At 68.4% G+C, this 17,221-nt stretch carries 12 protein-coding genes; 7 read left to right on the top strand and 5 right to left on the bottom strand.

What is annotated here, in order from left to right:
- Nucleotides 1-5: 5 nt before the first annotated feature.
- Entirely contained in the window at nucleotides 6-893 is an 888-nt protein-coding gene (locus tag AC5RWD_RS06670) for a TatD family hydrolase (RefSeq protein ID WP_494019263.1), read from the bottom strand.
- A 305-nt stretch (nucleotides 894-1,198) separates the two neighbouring features.
- On the opposite strand from AC5RWD_RS06670, the gene AC5RWD_RS06665 reads away from it, so the two are divergent.
- From AC5RWD_RS06665 to AC5RWD_RS06650, 4 genes are all read left to right on the top strand, one after another.
- Nucleotides 1,199-2,308, top strand: a complete 1,110-nt coding sequence (locus tag AC5RWD_RS06665) for an AAA family ATPase (RefSeq protein ID WP_494019262.1) — start codon at nucleotides 1,199-1,201, stop codon at nucleotides 2,306-2,308.
- Nucleotides 2,309-2,321: 13 nt separating this feature from the next.
- Nucleotides 2,322-3,746 (top strand): DUF58 domain-containing protein, encoded by a 1,425-nt coding sequence (locus AC5RWD_RS06660; protein ID WP_494019261.1) that lies wholly within the window; start codon nucleotides 2,322-2,324, stop codon nucleotides 3,744-3,746.
- On the top strand, nucleotides 3,743-6,301 hold the full coding sequence (locus AC5RWD_RS06655; protein WP_494019260.1) for a transglutaminase TgpA family protein: 2,559 nt from the start codon (nucleotides 3,743-3,745) through the stop codon (nucleotides 6,299-6,301). Before AC5RWD_RS06660 ends, AC5RWD_RS06655 begins: the two co-directional genes overlap by 4 nt.
- Nucleotides 6,302-6,553: 252 nt before the next feature.
- Nucleotides 6,554-7,450, top strand: coding sequence for an MFS transporter (locus AC5RWD_RS06650; protein ID WP_494019259.1), 897 nt, complete (start codon nucleotides 6,554-6,556; stop codon nucleotides 7,448-7,450).
- Nucleotides 7,451-7,542: 92 nt separating this feature from the next.
- On the opposite strand, the gene AC5RWD_RS06645 is transcribed toward AC5RWD_RS06650, so the two are convergent.
- On the bottom strand, nucleotides 7,543-9,042 hold the full coding sequence (locus tag AC5RWD_RS06645) for an NAD-dependent succinate-semialdehyde dehydrogenase (RefSeq protein WP_494019258.1): 1,500 nt from the start codon (nucleotides 9,040-9,042) through the stop codon (nucleotides 7,543-7,545).
- Between the two features lie 287 nt (nucleotides 9,043-9,329).
- On the bottom strand, nucleotides 9,330-10,286 hold the full coding sequence (gene rsmI, locus AC5RWD_RS06640) for a 16S rRNA (cytidine(1402)-2'-O)-methyltransferase (RefSeq protein ID WP_494019257.1): 957 nt from the start codon (nucleotides 10,284-10,286) through the stop codon (nucleotides 9,330-9,332).
- 73 nt (nucleotides 10,287-10,359) lie between these two features.
- Here rsmI and AC5RWD_RS06635 point away from each other — a divergent pair, with 73 nt between their 5' ends.
- Nucleotides 10,360-12,066, top strand: a complete 1,707-nt coding sequence (locus AC5RWD_RS06635) for a dolichyl-phosphate-mannose--protein mannosyltransferase (RefSeq protein ID WP_494019256.1) — start codon at nucleotides 10,360-10,362, stop codon at nucleotides 12,064-12,066.
- Between the two features lie 55 nt (nucleotides 12,067-12,121).
- Nucleotides 12,122-13,951 (top strand): AMP-dependent synthetase/ligase, encoded by a 1,830-nt coding sequence (locus tag AC5RWD_RS06630; protein ID WP_494019255.1) that lies wholly within the window; start codon nucleotides 12,122-12,124, stop codon nucleotides 13,949-13,951.
- A gap of 24 nt (nucleotides 13,952-13,975) precedes the next feature.
- Here AC5RWD_RS06630 and AC5RWD_RS06625 read toward each other — a convergent pair whose 3' ends face one another.
- Nucleotides 13,976-15,187, bottom strand: a complete 1,212-nt coding sequence (locus tag AC5RWD_RS06625) for a TIGR01906 family membrane protein (protein ID WP_494019254.1) — start codon at nucleotides 15,185-15,187, stop codon at nucleotides 13,976-13,978.
- A gap of 156 nt (nucleotides 15,188-15,343) precedes the next feature.
- Nucleotides 15,344-16,336, bottom strand: a complete 993-nt coding sequence (locus tag AC5RWD_RS06620) for a stage II sporulation protein M (RefSeq protein ID WP_494019253.1) — start codon at nucleotides 16,334-16,336, stop codon at nucleotides 15,344-15,346.
- A gap of 70 nt (nucleotides 16,337-16,406) precedes the next feature.
- On the opposite strand from AC5RWD_RS06620, the gene AC5RWD_RS06615 reads away from it, so the two are divergent.
- Nucleotides 16,407-17,219 (top strand): RDD family protein, encoded by an 813-nt coding sequence (locus AC5RWD_RS06615; protein WP_494019252.1) that lies wholly within the window; start codon nucleotides 16,407-16,409, stop codon nucleotides 17,217-17,219.
- The last annotated feature ends 2 nt before the right edge of the window (nucleotides 17,220-17,221 follow it).

The raw sequence follows: 17,221 nt of genomic DNA, 5'->3' as shown, positions 1-17,221 counted from the left end.
GGGCATTAGTCCCAGGATCCGTAGGCCCGTACGGTATTTGCGCTGACCTGGCCACAAAGCCCGGCAAGGTCTGTTTCTGTCAATTCCGCCATCGCCCGCACGGTGTACGGCACCATGTAGCTGGCGTTGGGGCGGCCGCGGTGCGGGTGCGGCGTGAGGAATGGAGAGTCGGTTTCAACCAGCACCAGCTCCGGATCGGCCACGGCGAGCGCTTCCCTGAGGTTGGTGGCGTTCTTGAAGGTCAGTGTCCCGGCGAAGGACATGAACCATCCTTCGCTGTTGCAGATCCGGGCGAGCTCCGCGTCCCCGGAAAAGCAGTGGAAAACAACCCGGTCCGGGGTGTCTTCCTCGCGCAGGACCTGGACTACGTCGTCGTGGGCGTCGCGGTCGTGGATCTGCAGGGTCCGGTCCAGCCGCTTCGCGATGTCGATGTGCCGCCGGAAGGAGTAGCGCTGATGGGCCAGCCCCTCCCCTTCCGTGCGGAAGAAATCCAGGCCGGTTTCGCCGATGGCGCGTACGCGGGGGTGGGCTGCGAGCTCCTCAATCTCCGCCAGAGCGTCCTCAAGCTCACCGCGGGCAGCGTAGTCCGGTGCATCGTTCGGGTGCAGGGCCACCGCCCCCAGAAGGCGCGGATCCAGATCGACGGCGCGCACGGTAAACCTCGAGGATTCGAGGTCGCATCCCACCTGCACGGCGCCGCAGACACCCACGGCCTCGGCTGCATCGAGGGCAGCCGCGATGTCCACCCGGACGTCGTCAGTCGGGAAGTCCAGGTGCGTGTGGTTGTCCATCACGGGAACGGGCAGCGGTTCGGGCGCCGGCGGGAAACCGCGCTTGCCGGAACCGTCGCTGCCGGGAGCCCGGTAGGGCCTGGGTGTCAGGGAATGCCGCATTCCTCCAGCCTAGCGGCCGCCCCGGCTCCGCCTTTCCCACCGTCCCGGCTCCGCCCTTCCCACCGCCCCGGCTCCGCCTTTCCCACCGCCCCGGCTCCGCCCTTCCCACCGCCCCGCCCTGCCTGTTCCCGCTCAGCGTTGACCGCCGTTTAGGCTCGGCATTACCCGGAGATTTACGGGGAACTCTCTGTTAGCCACGGCAGTTGTGTTAGTACGCTGGTTACGGACGGATGTGAGCGCCCAACGAGGGCAACGGCAGACCTCCGCCGCTTCGTTCCGCTTCACTCTGGGCTGAAAGGTTGCCGATGGAACCGCACCGACGCATCACGATCGACGAAGCACTTCCCGGCGGAGAGGGCTTCACCGAAAGTGCTGCACGCAACGTCAACCCCCTCAACGGACACAAAACAGTTCCCCTGGAAGCACCGGCGTTCCGAGCCGCCAGCGAACGCATCCTCAGTGCCATCAACACCGTCATCGATGGCAAGGCCGAGGCCGCGAAGCTGGCGCTGACGGTCCTGCTCGCCCAGGGCCACCTGCTCCTGGAGGATGTCCCCGGCGTGGGCAAGACGCTGCTGGCCAAAACGCTGGCACGCACCATCGACTGTTCCGTCAGCCGGATCCAGTTCACCCCCGACCTTCTCCCCTCGGATGTCACCGGCGTCTCGATCTACAACCAGTCCTCCCGCCAGTTCGAGTTCCGTCCGGGAGCCGTGTTCGCCAACATCGTGATCGGCGACGAGATCAACCGGGCCTCCGCCAAAACGCAGTCCGCCCTGCTCGAATGCATGGAGGAGCACCAGGTCACGGTGGATGGACACTCCTACAAGCTCGGCGAACCGTTCATGGTGGTGGCAACCCAGAACCCCATCGAGATGGAGGGGACGTATCCGCTCCCGGAAGCCCAGCGGGACCGCTTTATGGCGCGGATCTCCATGGGGTACCCGGACAAGGACTCCGAGATCGAAATGCTCGAGACCCACCAGGCCACGTCCCCTCTGGCCCGGGTCAAGGCGGTCGTCACGGCGGCGGACGTCGCCGCCATGATCGCCACCGTCCAGCAGGTGTTCGTTTCCCAAGCCGTGAAGGAGTACACCGTGGCAGTCGGCCGGGCCACCCGGGACAGCGCCATGCTGCGCCTGGGTGCGAGCCCGCGTTCGCTGCTGCAGCTGCTCCGCGCCGCGAAGGCGACGGCGGCGCTGGACGGCCGGGATTTCGTGCTGCCTGATGACGTCGTGGCTGTCGCCGAGGCGGTGCTGGCGCACCGGATCATCCTGGACCGCAAGGCCGCCAGCACGGGCGAGACTCCGCAAGGGGTGATCCGCAGCGTCCTTGCCCGGATCCCGGTCAGCCAGGAGATGACGGACACGGCAAACTCCGGGCGGACCTCGCCCGAACTCCGCCACAGCCGCTAGTCAGGAAACCGCCGTGGCACTGCTGGACAACCTCCCCCGACATCTCTTCAGCTCCCGGGGCTGGGGACTCCTGGCGGCAGGCGCCGTCTCGCTGCTCTGCGCCCAGGTCATGGGTCGCCGCGACCTTCTGGCCCTCGGCGTCCTGCTGGTTGTCCTCCCGCTCGTTTCACTGGCCGGCATCAGGGTGGTCAAACCGCGGTTCCGGGTGTATCGGGAATTCAGCCCCTCCACGGTCGAGACCGACTCTGTCACCACGGTCCGGCTCGCCGTTGCCCGGACCGGGCTGGGCACAGGACGCGTCATCATGGAGGAGCGGCTGCCGCCGCGATTCGGTGAATCACCGGCCTTCCGCTTTCCCGCCAGGTCCGCCTCGGGCGGCACCAGCCGCTACGAGTACCACCTGCGGTCGGGAAAGCGCGGACAGTTCACCATCGGCCCCGTCACGGCCGAGTTCACGGATCCGTTCGGGCTGTCACTGCACAGGCATTCGATCGACGACGGCGACACCCTCACAGTGACGCCGGCCGCCGTCGAACTCCCGTCCACCGGCCTGGCCGGCGCGCGCGGCAACGACGGCATCACCGCCACCAGGACCAGGGCCAATCCCAGCGACGACGACGTCATGACGCGCGAGTACCGGCACGGCGATCCGATGCGGCGGGTGCACTGGCCGGCCACCGCCCGGCACGGCGCCCTCATGGTCCGGCAGGAGGAGTCGGTTACCACACCGGAGGCCACGGTCATCCTGGACCACCGGTTCGTGGCACATCCGTCCGGCCACGGCTCCGTGTTCGGCAGCCCGGGTGACGATGGCAGTGACCTCGTCACCAGCGACACCTTTGAGTGGGCTGTGACGGCGGCCATGTCCGTGGGCGCGCACCTCGCCGAGCTCAATTACTCGTTGCGGTTCCTGGACGCCGCGGGCGAGCCGGCCTTCCACCGTTCGTCCTCGGCCCCCGAACCGGAGAACGAGGAGTACAGCACCGCGGCCGGCCTCCAGTCGATCGCCGAAAGCCTCGCAGCGATCCAGCTGACGGGTCCGCACCACGCGCGCAGGGAACACGACACGGCCCGCCGCGAGCATGCAGGGAGCGCCGACCCGGCCCCGGCCGTCTTTGACGACCGGCTCATGGACAAACTCGCGGCCCACCGGATGCGCGGCCCGGTTCTGGCGCTCCTCGGGAAGATTTCACTCGCGGAGGCGCGGGCGCTCGCCCCGGCGGCGGGCTACGCCGCCAACGCCTTTGCGATGGTGATCACGGACAAACCCGCGGAGTGCCACGATGTGCTGGAGGCCCTGCGGCTGGGAGGCTGGCGCGCTGTTGCCGTCGAGGCCTCCACCTCGCTCCCGGCCGCCTGGATGTATTTCGACGAAGGCGATGCCGCGATGTGGACGGCTGCGGCGGACGTCCGCCGCGGGGCGGAGGTAGGGCGATGACACTGGCACCACAACGGCAGGCAGAGGCGGATGCCCAGCCGCAGCCCGCTCCGGCATCACCCGGCAACGGAAGGTTTGGAGCCGGCGCCTTTCCCTGGGTCATGTCCGCCGCTGTGGCGCTGTCCGTCTGCGGCGCGTCGTTGTCCCTCAACGGCGTCCTTCGCGGATGGGCGTGGTTCCTTCCGGTCCTGACCACGGTGGTGGTGGTCTCGCTGACCATGGCCTTGCTCCGCACGTTCCGTGCCGCGCCTGTGCTGGTGGCTGCGGGCGGCTTTGTGTCCCTGGCCTTCATCCTGACGTTCACGTTCTTCCGTCGCGACAGCATCGCAGGTTTCCTCCCCTCGCAGGCCACCTTCGAGGCGCTGGGCAGGCACCTGCGCCGGGCCAGCGAAACGGTGCTGGCCGAGAGTTCTCCGGTGGCGCCCAACGCCGGCATCGTCCTGGTCACGTGCGCCGCGCTGGGACTCGTCGTCATCCTCGTCGATGCGCTGGCCCTCCCGCTGGGAATGCCCGCCACGAGCGGACTCGGCCTGCTGGCGGTGCTGGTTGTTCCGGCCATGATCAAGCCCCAAAGCGTGGGATGGCTGGGATTCGTGGTGACGGCCTGCGGCTATCTGGCGATCCTTGCCTGCAGCCAGTGGTTTGCCCCCGATGCGCGGACGCAGGCGGACACGGCCCGCAACCCTGGCCAGATCAGGCGGGCCACCCTGACCGGAGCCGTGGCTCTGGTGGTCACACTGCTGCTGCAGCTTGTGGTTCCCGGGTTCGACCAGGGCACGTTCCCGCAGGGCTCCCGGTTGAACCCCTGGGGTACAGCCACGGGACTTAATCCCATGATCAGCCTCGGCAACAGCCTGCGCACCCCGACGGGCGAGGGCCGGATCACCTATGCCACCACCGCCACCACGCCGCTCTACCTGCGATCGGTCACGGTGGACAGGTTCGACGGCGAATCCTGGTCCCCGGACGACCGCAATGCCAGCCGCCGGGCAGGCACAGGTCGGATGGACGTGGGCCACGAGATCCTGGCTCCCGAACAGACCCGGCAGGTGACGGTGGTGAACACCGGGGACTTCACCAGCCCCTACCTCCCTGTCCCGTACGCCCCCGAATCCGTCAACGGGCTGACCGGACGGTGGAGCTGGGACCCTGCGACGTTGAGCATCAAAGGCACGGACACCAACTCCCGGGACCAGCAGTATCTGGTGCAGTCCTCGGTGCCAAAGCTGACCACGGAACTGCTGGACGCATCCTCCGCACCCGTCCAGGGCGTCCCCGAGGAGTTCATCCGGCCGCCGTCGAACGTTCCGGACATCGTCCGGACCACCGCAGAATCCGTCACCGCAAACAGCCGGACAGCCTATGCCAAGGCGATGGCGATCCAAAGGTTCCTGCGCGGTCCGGACTTCACCTATTCCCTGCAGTCACCGGTCCAGGGCGGGTATGACGGAAACGGGCTGTCAGTCCTGGCCGATTTCCTGAACCAGAAGAGTGGCTACTGCATCCACTTCGCCTCCGCCATGGCGGTGATGGCGCGGCTCGAAGGCATCCCGAGCAGGATCGCAGTCGGCTACGCCCCGGGCAGGCAAACCGGCGCCACGGTGTCTGTTGCGGGCCAGGGGGCGCTCCCGGAGTTCGAAGTGGACGCCCGTGACGCCCATGCCTGGCCCGAGCTGTACTTCCAGGGACTTGGCTGGGTTCCCTTTGAACCCACCCCCTCGCGTGGCGTGGTGCCGCCCTACGCGCAGGACTCCTCCGCCTCAGGCGGCGCCAGCACCAACGACCAGAACAATGACGGCCTGGTGCCCAGCAACGGCGCCACGGCACCGTCGGCACCGGCGCCCGCCCCGCTGCCCCTGCCGGGGGGCGGAACGGCCGACGCCGGGAACCAGCTGGCGCCCGCACTCTACACCGCAGCCGGGGTTCTGCTGCTGGTCCTTCTGGCCGCCTCACCCCGCCTGGTGCGCGGAGGCATCCGGGCAAGGCGCCTCAGGGGAACTGGCACCGGCAGGAACCGGCTGGCCGAGCCGCCGCTCGTCTGGTCGGAGCTCCAGGGCCTGGCCATGGACTACGGCGTCCGTCCTGAGCCGAGCGAGACCCCGCGGTCATTCTCGGCCCGGCTGCGCGGCTCGCCGGCACTGCGCCTGCGGGCAGAGCCGGCCCCGGTCAGCGGGTCGGACACCGGCGGCGGATCAGACGCCGGCAGCGGAAACGGGCCCGAGGCCAAGACCGTCCACGCCGTGACGGTCCTGACTGATGCCTATGAGCGGCACCAGTACGGCCGGCCCGCGGCCCAGGACGGCACGCGCCCCGGCCTGCCGGAGGAGACCGCCGCCGAGCACATCGGCCAGGTGCGGCGGGCGCTACGCCGCAACGCCGGCATAGGTCGCCGGATCCGCGCCGACTGGCTGCCGCCGTCGGTCCTCTCCCGCTGGGGATACGTGGTCCGACGGCCTTTCCACGCCCTGGGCCGGCCGGTGCGCCTGGCGGGATACGCCGCCTCGGTACTGTGGCGCAGGACCCGCAGCGGCCTTCGGCGCCTGCGGGAGGGCTAGCCGCCTGCGGGAAGGCCAGCGCCCTGCCCGCCGACCAGCCGACACCCCCAACGTTTGACATGTGACCGCCGACACCTTATCTTCGAGGATCGGGAAAGCGCATTCCAAAGGTCATTCAAAGCTTTGGGAGACAAGACAAAACGTCCTTGGACGCAGCCGCCATTACGGCGCGGGGCGCATCCTCCCACCTGATCTGACACCCAGTGACGGGGCGAATCCGGCGGGGCCGACGATTGTCCAAAGGAGGACGACATGAAGAGCGACACACACAAGCTGCGGACTTCGGCTGAACCGCAACAGTCCGGCACGCACCGGACGAGCAGCACCAGGAAGGCTGCCGCCAGCGGCTGGGTGGGCAGCGCCCTCGAGTACCTGGTGGTGTTCGCCGGCTACATCATCCGCCGCCGCGTCGAGGAGACGCCCGTCTTCGTCGAGGAGAAAGCGCAGAAACACGTTTCCAAAATGCCGGTGGTCCAGGTGCTGCGCGAAAGCGGGCTGAACGTCGTGCGGGCGGTCTGCATGACGCTGGTTAACGTTGTCGGCGTCACCGTGGCGGTCTTCGGCGCAGCCTACGCCACACAGCCCGGGTACGGCATCGGCATGAGCACCACTGTCTACCTCTGGATTCCGGTGCTGGCCAACGTCATCGCCCTGGCGCTCATCCCCTGGTTCGGCGACCTCTCGGACCGGTTCGGCCGGCGGCCGCTGATGATCGTCGGTTCACTGGGCTCCGGCGCGCTGGCCTACGGGTACCTCTACGCGGTCAGCCAGAATAACGTGCCGCTGACCATCGTCCTGGCGATCTTCATGTGGGGCACGCTCTACCAGGTCTGGAACGCAACCTTCGCCAGCTTCTTCCAGGAGCTTTTCCCTTCCCGCACCCGGGTCACCGGGTTCGCCATCTCCCAGAACATCGGGCTCCTGATCACTTCATTCCTGCCGAGCCTCTTCGCGGTGGTCGCTCCCCCGGGTTCGGCAAATGTTCCGCTCACCGTCGGGTCAATCTGCTTCGGCATCACCGTCGTTGGGGCGATAGCGGCCTGGTCCGCCAAGGAGACGCACCGGATTCCGCTCCACCAGCTGGGATCGCCGGACGCCACGCCGGTCTCCCGCGAGGAGTACGCAAGCGTCCGGGCTGCGGCCCGCTAAACGCCCGGACAGCCACCGTCGCGAAAAACGCACTGGCCCGCAGGATTCCTGCGGGCCAGTGCGTTTTGTCGTTCTATCCTGCGCCTGACTTATCAGCCGGCGTAGGGGTCGGCGATGCCGATGTACTGGGTGTAGAGGTATTCCTCGATGCCTTCGAGGCCGCCTTCACGGCCTAGGCCGGACTGCTTGACGCCGCCGAAGGGTGCGGCGGCGTTGGAGATGACGCCGGCGTTCAGGCCGAGCATGCCGGTCTCGAGCCGCTCGCCCATCCGGATGCCTCGGTTGAGGTCCTTGGTGAAGACGTAGGCCACGAGGCCGTATTCGGTGTTGTTGGCCAGGCGCACGGCCTCGTCCTCGGAGGAGAAGGTGATGATCGGGGCGACCGGGCCGAAGATCTCCTCGGACAGGATCCGGGTTCCCTCGGTCACGCCCTTGAGGATCGTGGGCTGGTAGAAGTACCCGGGGCCCTCCACCGGTCCGCCGCCGAGGACGGCGGTGGCGCCGGAGGCAACGGCGTCGGAGACGAGCTCGTGGACCTTGTCCCGGCTCTTCGCGTCGATCAGCGGGCCGACCTTGGACTCGGGCTCGGTGCCGCGGGCGGTGGTCATGTCCTTCATCTTTGCGGCGAACTTCTCCGCGAACTCGTCCGCGACGGATTCGTGCACGATGAAGCGGTTCGCGGCGGTGCAGGCCTCACCCATGTTCCGCAGCTTGGCCAGCATGGCGCCGGCGACGGCGGCATCGACGTCGGCGTCCTCGAACACCACGAACGGGGCGTTGCCGCCGAGCTCCATCGAGGTCCGGAGCACCGTCTCGGAGGCGTCGGACAGCAGGCGGCGGCCCACCTCGGTGGACCCGGTGAAGGACAGTTTCCGCAGCCGGGAGTCCTTGATCAGCGGCCCGGTGGTGGCGCCGGCTGTCGAGGTGGGGATGACATTCAGGACACCGGCGGGCAGGCCGGCTTCCTGCATGACGGCGGCAAACAGCTGGGACGTCAGCGGCGTGAGGTTCGCGGACTTCAGGACCATGGTGCAGCCCGCGGCGACGGCAGGGGCGATCTTGCGCGTGGCCATGGCCAGCGGGAAGTTCCACGGCGTGATCAGCAGGCACGGGCCCACAGGCTTCTTGGTCACCAGCAGGCGGGACTTGCCATCCGGGGAGACCGAGTAACGGCCAAAGGCACGCACGGCCTCCTCGGAGAACCAACGCAGGAACTCGGCGCCGTAGGTGACCTCGCCGCGGGCTTCGGCCAGCGGCTTGCCCATTTCCAGGGTCATCAGCAGGGCGAAGTCCTCGGCCCGCTCGGTGACCAGTTCAAAGGCGCGGCGCAGGATCTCGCCGCGCTCCCGCGGCGGCACCTTCGCCCACGATTCCTGCGCAGCGGCGGCCGCGTCCAGGGCAGCGGCACCATCCTCGGCTGAGGCGTCGGCGATGCTCAGCAGCACCTTGCCCGTGGCGGGATCCTCAACGTCGAACGTCTTGCCCGACGCCGCGGGACGCCACTCGCCGTTGATGAGCAGGCCGGTGGGAACAGACGCGAGCAATGCGCTTTCGCGTTCTGCGGTAGCAGTGGACTGTGTAGTGACAGACACGGTGACTCCCTCGTCAGCAATCGGATTGCCGGTTATGCGCAGCTCCTGCACACGGCTCGCCGCCGCCTGCCGCCCGCTGCTTGCTTGGCTGGATTAATGCCACGGTACTGCCCGCGTCTCGGCAGTGTCTACGCATCCGCGCACTGCCCGTCGTGGCATTCGTTGTGCAGCTGCACAGCCGGCTCTGGCAGGGCGCCGGGCGGCTGCAACCGGCTCATCAGCACCGCCGCGGCGGCGTCACCGGACGGTACACCGGAGGCCGGGACGCGGTCACCGGACCGGGAATGTCACCGCGCTGCGAGTACGGCAGAATACAGTTCCCGCTTGCTCACGCGGGTTTCTTCGGCGACGGCCGCCACGGCTTCCTTGAGCCGGACGCCCTTGGCCACGAGTTCGTTGACGGCGGCGACGCCGTCCTCCGGGGTGCCGGGCGCACGCTCCGGCGCGCCTGCCACCACGACGGCGATCTCGCCGCGCACCTCGCTGGTCTCAGCCCACTGCAGCATCTCGCGGAGTGAGCCGCGGAGGACTTCCTCGTAGGTCTTGGTGAGCTCCCGGCAGACCGCCGCGCGCCGGTCCGGGCCGAAGCGCTCGTGCAGCGCCCGCAGCATCGCCTCAAGCCGGTGCGGCGCCTCAAAGAAGACCATGGTGCGGCGTTCGGCGTCGAGATCCGCGAGGCGGGCGGCGCGTTCGCCGGCCTTCCGCGGGAGGAACCCTTCGAAACAGAACCTGTCGGTGGGCAGGCCGGACAGGGCCAGGGCGGTGAGGACGGCCGACGGTCCGGGGACGGCCGTGACCGTCAGCCCGGCGGCCACCGCGCCCTCGACGAGCCGGAAGCCGGGGTCGGAGACCGCGGGCATGCCGGCGTCGGTGACCATGACAAGGGTTTTGCCGGCGCGGACCTGTTCCAGGAGCTCCGCGGTCTTGGTGGCCTCATTGTGCTCGTGGTAGCTGATGATCCGCCCGCTCACGGCGACGTCCAGGCTCTGCACCAGGCGGTGCAGGCGGCGCGTGTCCTCAGCCGCCACAATGTCCGCCGTGGCCAGCAGCTCCACCAGCCTTGCCGAGGCGTCCCCCACATTGCCGATTGGTGTTGCCGCCAGGACGATCCGTCCCGGACCACCGCTGCGGAGGTCCTGCTCCCTTCCGCTGGCGGTGCCGGCTGGTTCTGCACTGCTGGCCGGTTCTGCACTGCTGGAAGTGTCGGAACTGCTGTCGGGGGCGGTGCTTGCATCATGGTCCACGGATCCAGCCTACTGCCGCCCGGCCTTCCCGCCCCCCCAAGTTCCAGGGAGCCGCAAACGGTAGCATGGGCTCGTGACGCAGACCTCCGTGCGGCCTGACGGGGCCGAACCAGCAAGTACCCCGGCTTTAGCACCCGCCTCGGAAGGCCGCGGTCCGCACGCGAGGCGCTGGATCGGCCGCCCCTCGGAGGCATTCACGGCAGATGCCCTCACCCGTCGCCTGATCGGCGGCATCCGCACCTGGCGGGACTACCCGCCGTCGCTCCGGCTCTGGTTCTGGCTGGTCCCCGCCTTGACCGCCGTCGTGGGAGGGATCCTGCGGTTCGTCCGGCTGGATGTCCCCCGCAGCCTCGTGTTTGACGAGACGTACTACGTCAAGGACGGCTACTCGCTGCTGGTGAGCGGCTACGAGCGGAGTTGGCCGGACAAGGCCAATGACGCGTTCGTGGCCGGCAACCCCAACGTGCTGCTGAACACCCCCGAATACGTGGTGCACCCGCCCGTGGGCAAGTGGATGATCGCGGGGGGCATGTGGCTGTTCGGAGCCGACAACCCCTTCGGCTGGCGGTTCGCGGCCGCACTGGCCGGCACCCTGTCCGTCGCGCTCCTCGCCCTGATCGCCCAGAAACTGTTCGGCTCCCTTATCCTGGGGGCGGCAGCGGGCCTGCTGCTCGCCGTCGACGGCCACCACCTCGTCATGTCCCGCACGTCGCTGCTGGACATCTTCCTTATGTTCTGGGTCCTGGCGGCGTTCGGTGCGCTGCTGCTGGACCGCGACGACGGCCGGCGCCGGCTGGCCGCCAGGCTTGGCAGGCAGGCGGCCGCTTCCCCCACCGGCAGGCCATCAGCGCTCCAGCTCCTGTCCGGCCCGTGGCTGGGCGTCCGCTGGTGGCGGGTTGCGGCGGGCATCTGCCTGGGCCTGGCCGTCGGCACCAAGTGGTCGGCGTTGTTCTTTGTGGCCGGCTTCGGGCTCCTGACGGTCTTCTGGGACCTGAGCGCCCGGCGGACCGCCGGCATCCGCGGCTGGGTCAGTGCCGGCATCATCAAGGACGGGCTTCTGGCGTTCGTCAGCATCGTGCCCGTGGCCGCCCTGACCTACGCCGTGAGCTGGACGGGGTGGTTCCGGTCCACCGATGCCTACTACCGGCTGTGGGCGCAGACGAACCCCAGCGCGGAATGGGGCTGGCTGCCGGACTCCGTGCGGTCCCTGGCGCATTACCACCTCGAGGCCTACAAGTTCCACCAGGGGCTCAGCTCGGAACACCCGTACGAGGCGAGCGCCTGGAGCTGGCTGGTGATGGGCAGGCCCACCTCGTTCTTCTACGAGTCCCCCAAGCAGGGCACCCCCGGCTGCGATTTCAACTCCTGCACCTCGGCCATCCTGTCCGTCGGCAACCCGCTGATCTGGTGGAGTGCCGCCATCTCACTGGTGATCCTTTTGTTCTGGTGGGCGGGCAGGCGCGACTGGCGCGCCGGGGCGGTGCTGGCCGCCGTCGGCTCCGGCTACCTGCCGTGGTTCATGTACCCGGAACGCACAATGTTCTTCTTCTATGCGGTGTCCTTCGAGCCCTTCCTGGTCCTGGCGCTCGTGTACTGCCTGGGCCTGGTGCTGGGCAAAAGCACCGACCCGCCGTGGCGACGTCGTTCCGGGCTGTACGGGGTTGCCCTCTTCCTCGTGGCCGCGGTCCTGGTCTCATCCTTCTTCTACCCGGTCTGGACCGCTGAAATGATCACCTACCAGGACTGGCGGCTCAGAATGTGGATGCCTTCCTGGATCTGAGGCACGATTGCAGGTGGAACCCGGACGTGATCATCAACAAAATGGAGACCCGCCTGTGAGGGAAGCAAGCACGGAACTGATGGTTGCACTGGAGGACAGCAGCAACGTCACCGACCTGCTCCTGGACTGTTACCGGCACAATCCTTCGCACGCTGTCTACGCCCGCCGGGACGCCAGCGGCTGGCAGAACGTCACGGCGGGGCTCTTCCTCGACCAGGTCACGGCGCTGGCCAAAGGCCTCATTGCCGGCGGCCTGGCACCCGGGGACACCGTTGGGGTCCTCTCCGCCACGCGTTATGAGTGGACATTGGTGGATTTTGCCATCTGGTTTGCCGGCGGCGTGACCGTGCCCATCTACGAGACCTCTTCGGCGAGCCAGGTGGAGTGGATCCTCTCTGACTCCGGCGCGGGTCGGGTCTTTGTTGAGGACCAGCAGAAGGCGGCGCTGCTGGAGCAGGTCCTGTCCGCCTCCAGCGTCCTGACCGGCCGCCTGGTGCCGGTGGTCCGGATGGATTACGACGGCGACGCCCCCAACCTTGCCAGCCTCGCCGCCGCGGGGGCTGGGGTCTCGGACGCCGAACTGGAGCGGCACCGCTCCGCCGCCGGGTTGTCGGATGTGGCGTCCCTCGTCTATACCTCCGGCACCACCGGCCGGCCCAAAGGCTGCGAAATCACGCATGGCAATTTCGCCCTCGTGGCCCGGAACATCGTGGCCTTCCTGCCCGAACTGCTGCAGAAGGAGAACGCCAGGACCCTGATGTTCCTGCCGCTGGCCCACGTGCTGGCCCGGGCCGTCCAGGTGGTGTGCCTCACTGCCGGCGTCACCCTCGGCCACACCTCGGGGAACGCGCAGCTTCTTGATGACCTGGGAACCTTCAAGCCGACATTCCTGCTCGCCGTGCCCCGCGTCTTCGAGAAGATCCACGCCGGAGCGGACCAGAAGGCGAAGGATGCCGGAAAGTCTCGGCTGTTCCGTGCCGCCGCGGGGGTGGCCGTCCGTTACTCGGAAGCCCTGGACGCCGCCGCGCGCGGCGAGGGCAGCGGTCCGGGCGCCATGCTGCGGACGCAGCACGCCCTGTTCGACCGCCTCGTGTACCCCCGGCTGCGCCAGGTGTTCGGCGGGAACATGAAGTACGCCGTTTCCGGCGCGAGCCCGCTGAATGCGCGCGATGCGCATTTCTTCAGGGGCGCCGGGATCGCCGTGCTCGAAGGCTACGGCCTGACCGAGACAACCGCGCCCTGCACGGCGAACACCGCCGGCCTCACCCGGGTGGGCACGGTGGGGATCCCGGCCCCGGGGACCACCATCCGCATCGCCGAGGACGGGGAGGTCCTGGTCAGCGGCATCGGCGTGTTCAAGGGCTACCACGCGAACGAGGCGGCCAACGCCGAGGCATTCAGGGACGGCTTTTTCCGCACCGGGGACCTGGGCTCTTTGGATGCCAACGGGTTCCTCACCATCACGGGCCGCAAGAAGGACCTGCTGGTCACGGCTGCCGGTAAGAACGTCGCTCCCGGGCCCCTTGAGGAGAAGATCCGCGAACACCAGCTGGTAGGCCACGCCGTGGTGGTGGGTGACGGGAAACCGTTCGTTTCAGCCCTGGTCAGCCTCGACCCCGAAGGCCTCGAGCACTGGTGCACGGCGCGTGGTGTTCCGCTGCTCAGCCGCGCGGAGGCCCGCACGGACCCCGCGGTCCGCAGTGCCATCCAGGAAGCGGTGGACCAGGCCAACAGCCTGGTTTCCAAGGCCGAATCCATCCGCGAGTTCCGGGTCCTGGACGCAGCCTTCACCGTGGAGTCCGGGCACCTGACGCCCTCCCTCAAACTCAAGAGGGCGGCCGTCGTCAGGGACTTTGCAGCGGAAATCGAGCAGCTGTACGGCTGAGCAGGCTCATCCGACGGAAAGCTGCTACAGGTTTACGGGCCGTTCGGTGCCTGCCTCCGGGGCGTCGTCGCCGGCGTCGTCTTTCGCGTCGCTGCCGTCCGCGCCGCCACCCTTGCGGCCTTTCCGTGCCGGTGCCAGCCCGCGGCGCCTGCGGGTGGGCCAGGTCAGAATCAGCGTCACCACAGCGGTAATCAGGACAAGCGCGGCGATCACCAGTCCGGCGTCGATCCAGAACTGCCCGGGGAAGAGCCGGATGAGCGTGTCCTCCAGCGCAAACGTCCAGGAGCCGGCGGAGAAGAAGATGCGGTGGAACTCCGTGAAGAACTGCTGCCAGCCGAGGGCGGCGAGCGTGCCCAGCCCGATGATGAGCACGAGCGTCACGATGGAGCCGGCGAACAGCCCCCGGCGCACTCCGCCGGGCGTGCGCCGCCGCAGGTAGATGATCGCGATGATGCTGACCAGGACCAGCAGTGCCCCGGCCCCGAAGGCTGACAGGAAGACGAGTTTCACGTCGGCCATGTGGCTGACCTCGCCGTCCTTGAACAGCTTTTCGCCGCTGCGGTTGACGAGTTCGCCCAGGTAGCGCGGGCCGGACCAGTTGCTCAGGTAGTCCACGGCGTAGGAGCCGTAGGTCATGCGGTCGTCCGCGTTGAAGCCGTAGCCGTCGCCGGGGAAGCCGGGCCGGTGGTACTCAGCCCAAAGGAAAAGCGGGCTGGTCACGGCACGCACGGCCAGGACCAGGAGGATCACCGGATAGAAAATGGCCAGCAGGACCTGAAGGAACCGGGGCAGCACCGGCTTGGCTCTGGCTGCCTGCTCGCGCTCGGCGTTGCGGCGCTCCACTTCCTCCTGCGGCGGGCGGACCTGCAGGGCGGATGTTGGTAGCGGCTCACTGTAGTGGGTGCCCATGGAGGAGGACCCGGACGGCCGGGCGGCCTCCGGATTCCGGTCGGGTTCGGCGCTCTCGGCGGCGGCCGCCTCAGCAGCCTTGCGGCCGGCACGGCTTTCCGGCTGGCCGGCTGCGGAACCCGCTGCTGGGTTTGCGGCGGGACCGGACGCCGGACGTGCTTGCGATCCGGCTGCACCCTCCCCCTCGCCGGCGCGGGCTGCAGGCGCGGGCTTCATCCATTCAAACGCCGGCTCGTCGGTGTCCTCCACGGGATCCAGGGCGGGGCTCGCCGCCGGATCCAGCCGCGGATCAAGGCGTCCGGACGGTGTCGGAGTATTGTCTTTCACTGCAGCTTCACTTCCGTAGGCGTCCACGCTCCGTGGCCATCGGCAAGGCCGGGGCCAGGCAGCGCTTTGTATCTCTCCAAGAGCCTACCGTCAGCCGCTCCGGCACCGCGATGTGCCACCCCGCCACCCGCGTCGAATATTCGGCGGGGGAGAAAATCAGGCTGCAAGTTCGGTGTAGCCGGCGTCCTGGCTGCCCAGGTCGCCGCGGGCGCCGGCGCGGTAGGCCCGTCCCCCGCAGACCAGCACATACAACCAGTATGCCGCCAGCACCGCCGCGCCGATACTGACCTTTGCCCACACCGGCAAGGTACTGGGCGTCACGAATCCCTCGACGAGGCCCGATACAAACAGCACCAGAACCAGGCCCAGCGCCACTGTGATCATGGACCGGCCCTCCGCTGCGACGGCGCGGGACCGTGTCCGGGCGCCCGGCGAGACCATGGCCCAAAAGATCCGCAGCCCGGCCGCGCAGGCCACGAAGACCGCCGTAAGCTCCATCAGGCCATGCGGCAGGATATAGCTGAAAAACACGTCGATCTTCCCCACCGCGGCAAACATCCCCGCGGCCACGCCCACACCCTGCGCATTGGCGAACAGGATCATGGGCACCCAGAAACCGGTGATGCCCAGGGCCACGGCCTGGGCGCTGATCCAGGCGTTGTTGGTCCAGACGGCACCGGCAAACGACGCCGCCGGATTCTCCGAGTAGTAGTCGATGAAGTCCTCCTCCACATACCGCTGGACTTCCGCTTCCGTGGCAACGGCACGCACGGCCTCGGGCGAGGTGCCAATCCACAGTGCGAAAGCGCAGCCGACAAGGCAGAACACGGCGCCGCAGGCCACAGTCAGCCAGCGGATCCGGTATAAAGCGGCCGGGAGTGACAGCACGAAGAACTGGGCCAGGTCTTCCATGAAATTGGACCGCGCACCGGTGAAGCGGGTGCGCGCCTGCGCCAGTGTGGCGGACAGTGAGGCGGACAGGCCGCTTTCCGGCCCGGTGGAACGCAGCAGGGAGAGGTGGGCGGAGGTCACCTGGTACAGGCGCAGCAGTTCATCGGCGTCGGAACCGCTGAGGCGCCGCTTGTTCGCAAGGTGATGCAGCCGCGACCATGTGTCCGAGTTGACGGCGGAGAAGGCGTCCATGTCCACGCTCCTACCCTAGCCTGCGGAGAACTAGACTTTAGGCGACCGGTGGCCGGAACGACGTACGGGGCAGGAATTGAGTCCACTCATCACAGGCGAGGCTGTCGTCCTCGAACTCCGCCCGGCGTCCTTCGCTGCCCGCTCCCTCGGTCTGATTCTCGACGTCGTGGTGCATTCCGCGCTGCTGGTAGCAATGCTGATGGCAATGGGCGCCGCCCGGGATGAAGTGGACGGGGCGGCTGCCGGGGCCCTCACCCTGGTCAGCGTGGTCCTGTGCTTCGTGATCATCCCGGCAACCGTGGAGACCCTGACCCGGGGCCTTTCGCTCGGGAAACTGGCGGCCGGGCTGAGGATCGTGCGTGACGACGGCGGGGCCATCCGGTTCCGCCATGCGGTCATCAGGGCGCTGATCGGCTTCCTGGAGATCTACCTGACCTTCGGCGGCGTGGCCATCGCCGTCGCGCTCTTCGACGCCAGGTCCCGCAGGCTTGGTGACATCGTGGCGGGCACCTATTCACTGCGGCGCCGGGTCCCGGTGGAACCCGCAATCGTCCCCGTCGTCCCGCGGCACCTCTCCGGCTGGGCCGAAGCCGCGGACATCGGCCGGATTCCGGATGCCCTGGGACGGCGTGCCGCGCAATTCATGCGCCAGGCGCCGCGGATGTCACCGCTGTCGCGCAGCGGCATGGCCGCAGCCCTGGCCACCGAGATGTCGGGATATGTGGCACCGCCACCGCCGCCCGGGACCACCCCCGACGACTACCTTGCTGCCGTTCTGGCCGAACGGCGCGTCCGCGAACTCCGCAGGCTGGGCGCCGCACGCGCGGAAAGCAACCGGATCGGGGAACGGCTGCACCGGGTGCCCTTCACGGCGGCCGGGGACAGCTAGTA

It is taken from the genome of Arthrobacter sp. CMU6 (assembly GCF_059090205.1).
This window is presented reverse-complemented; position numbering and strand designations above follow the sequence as displayed.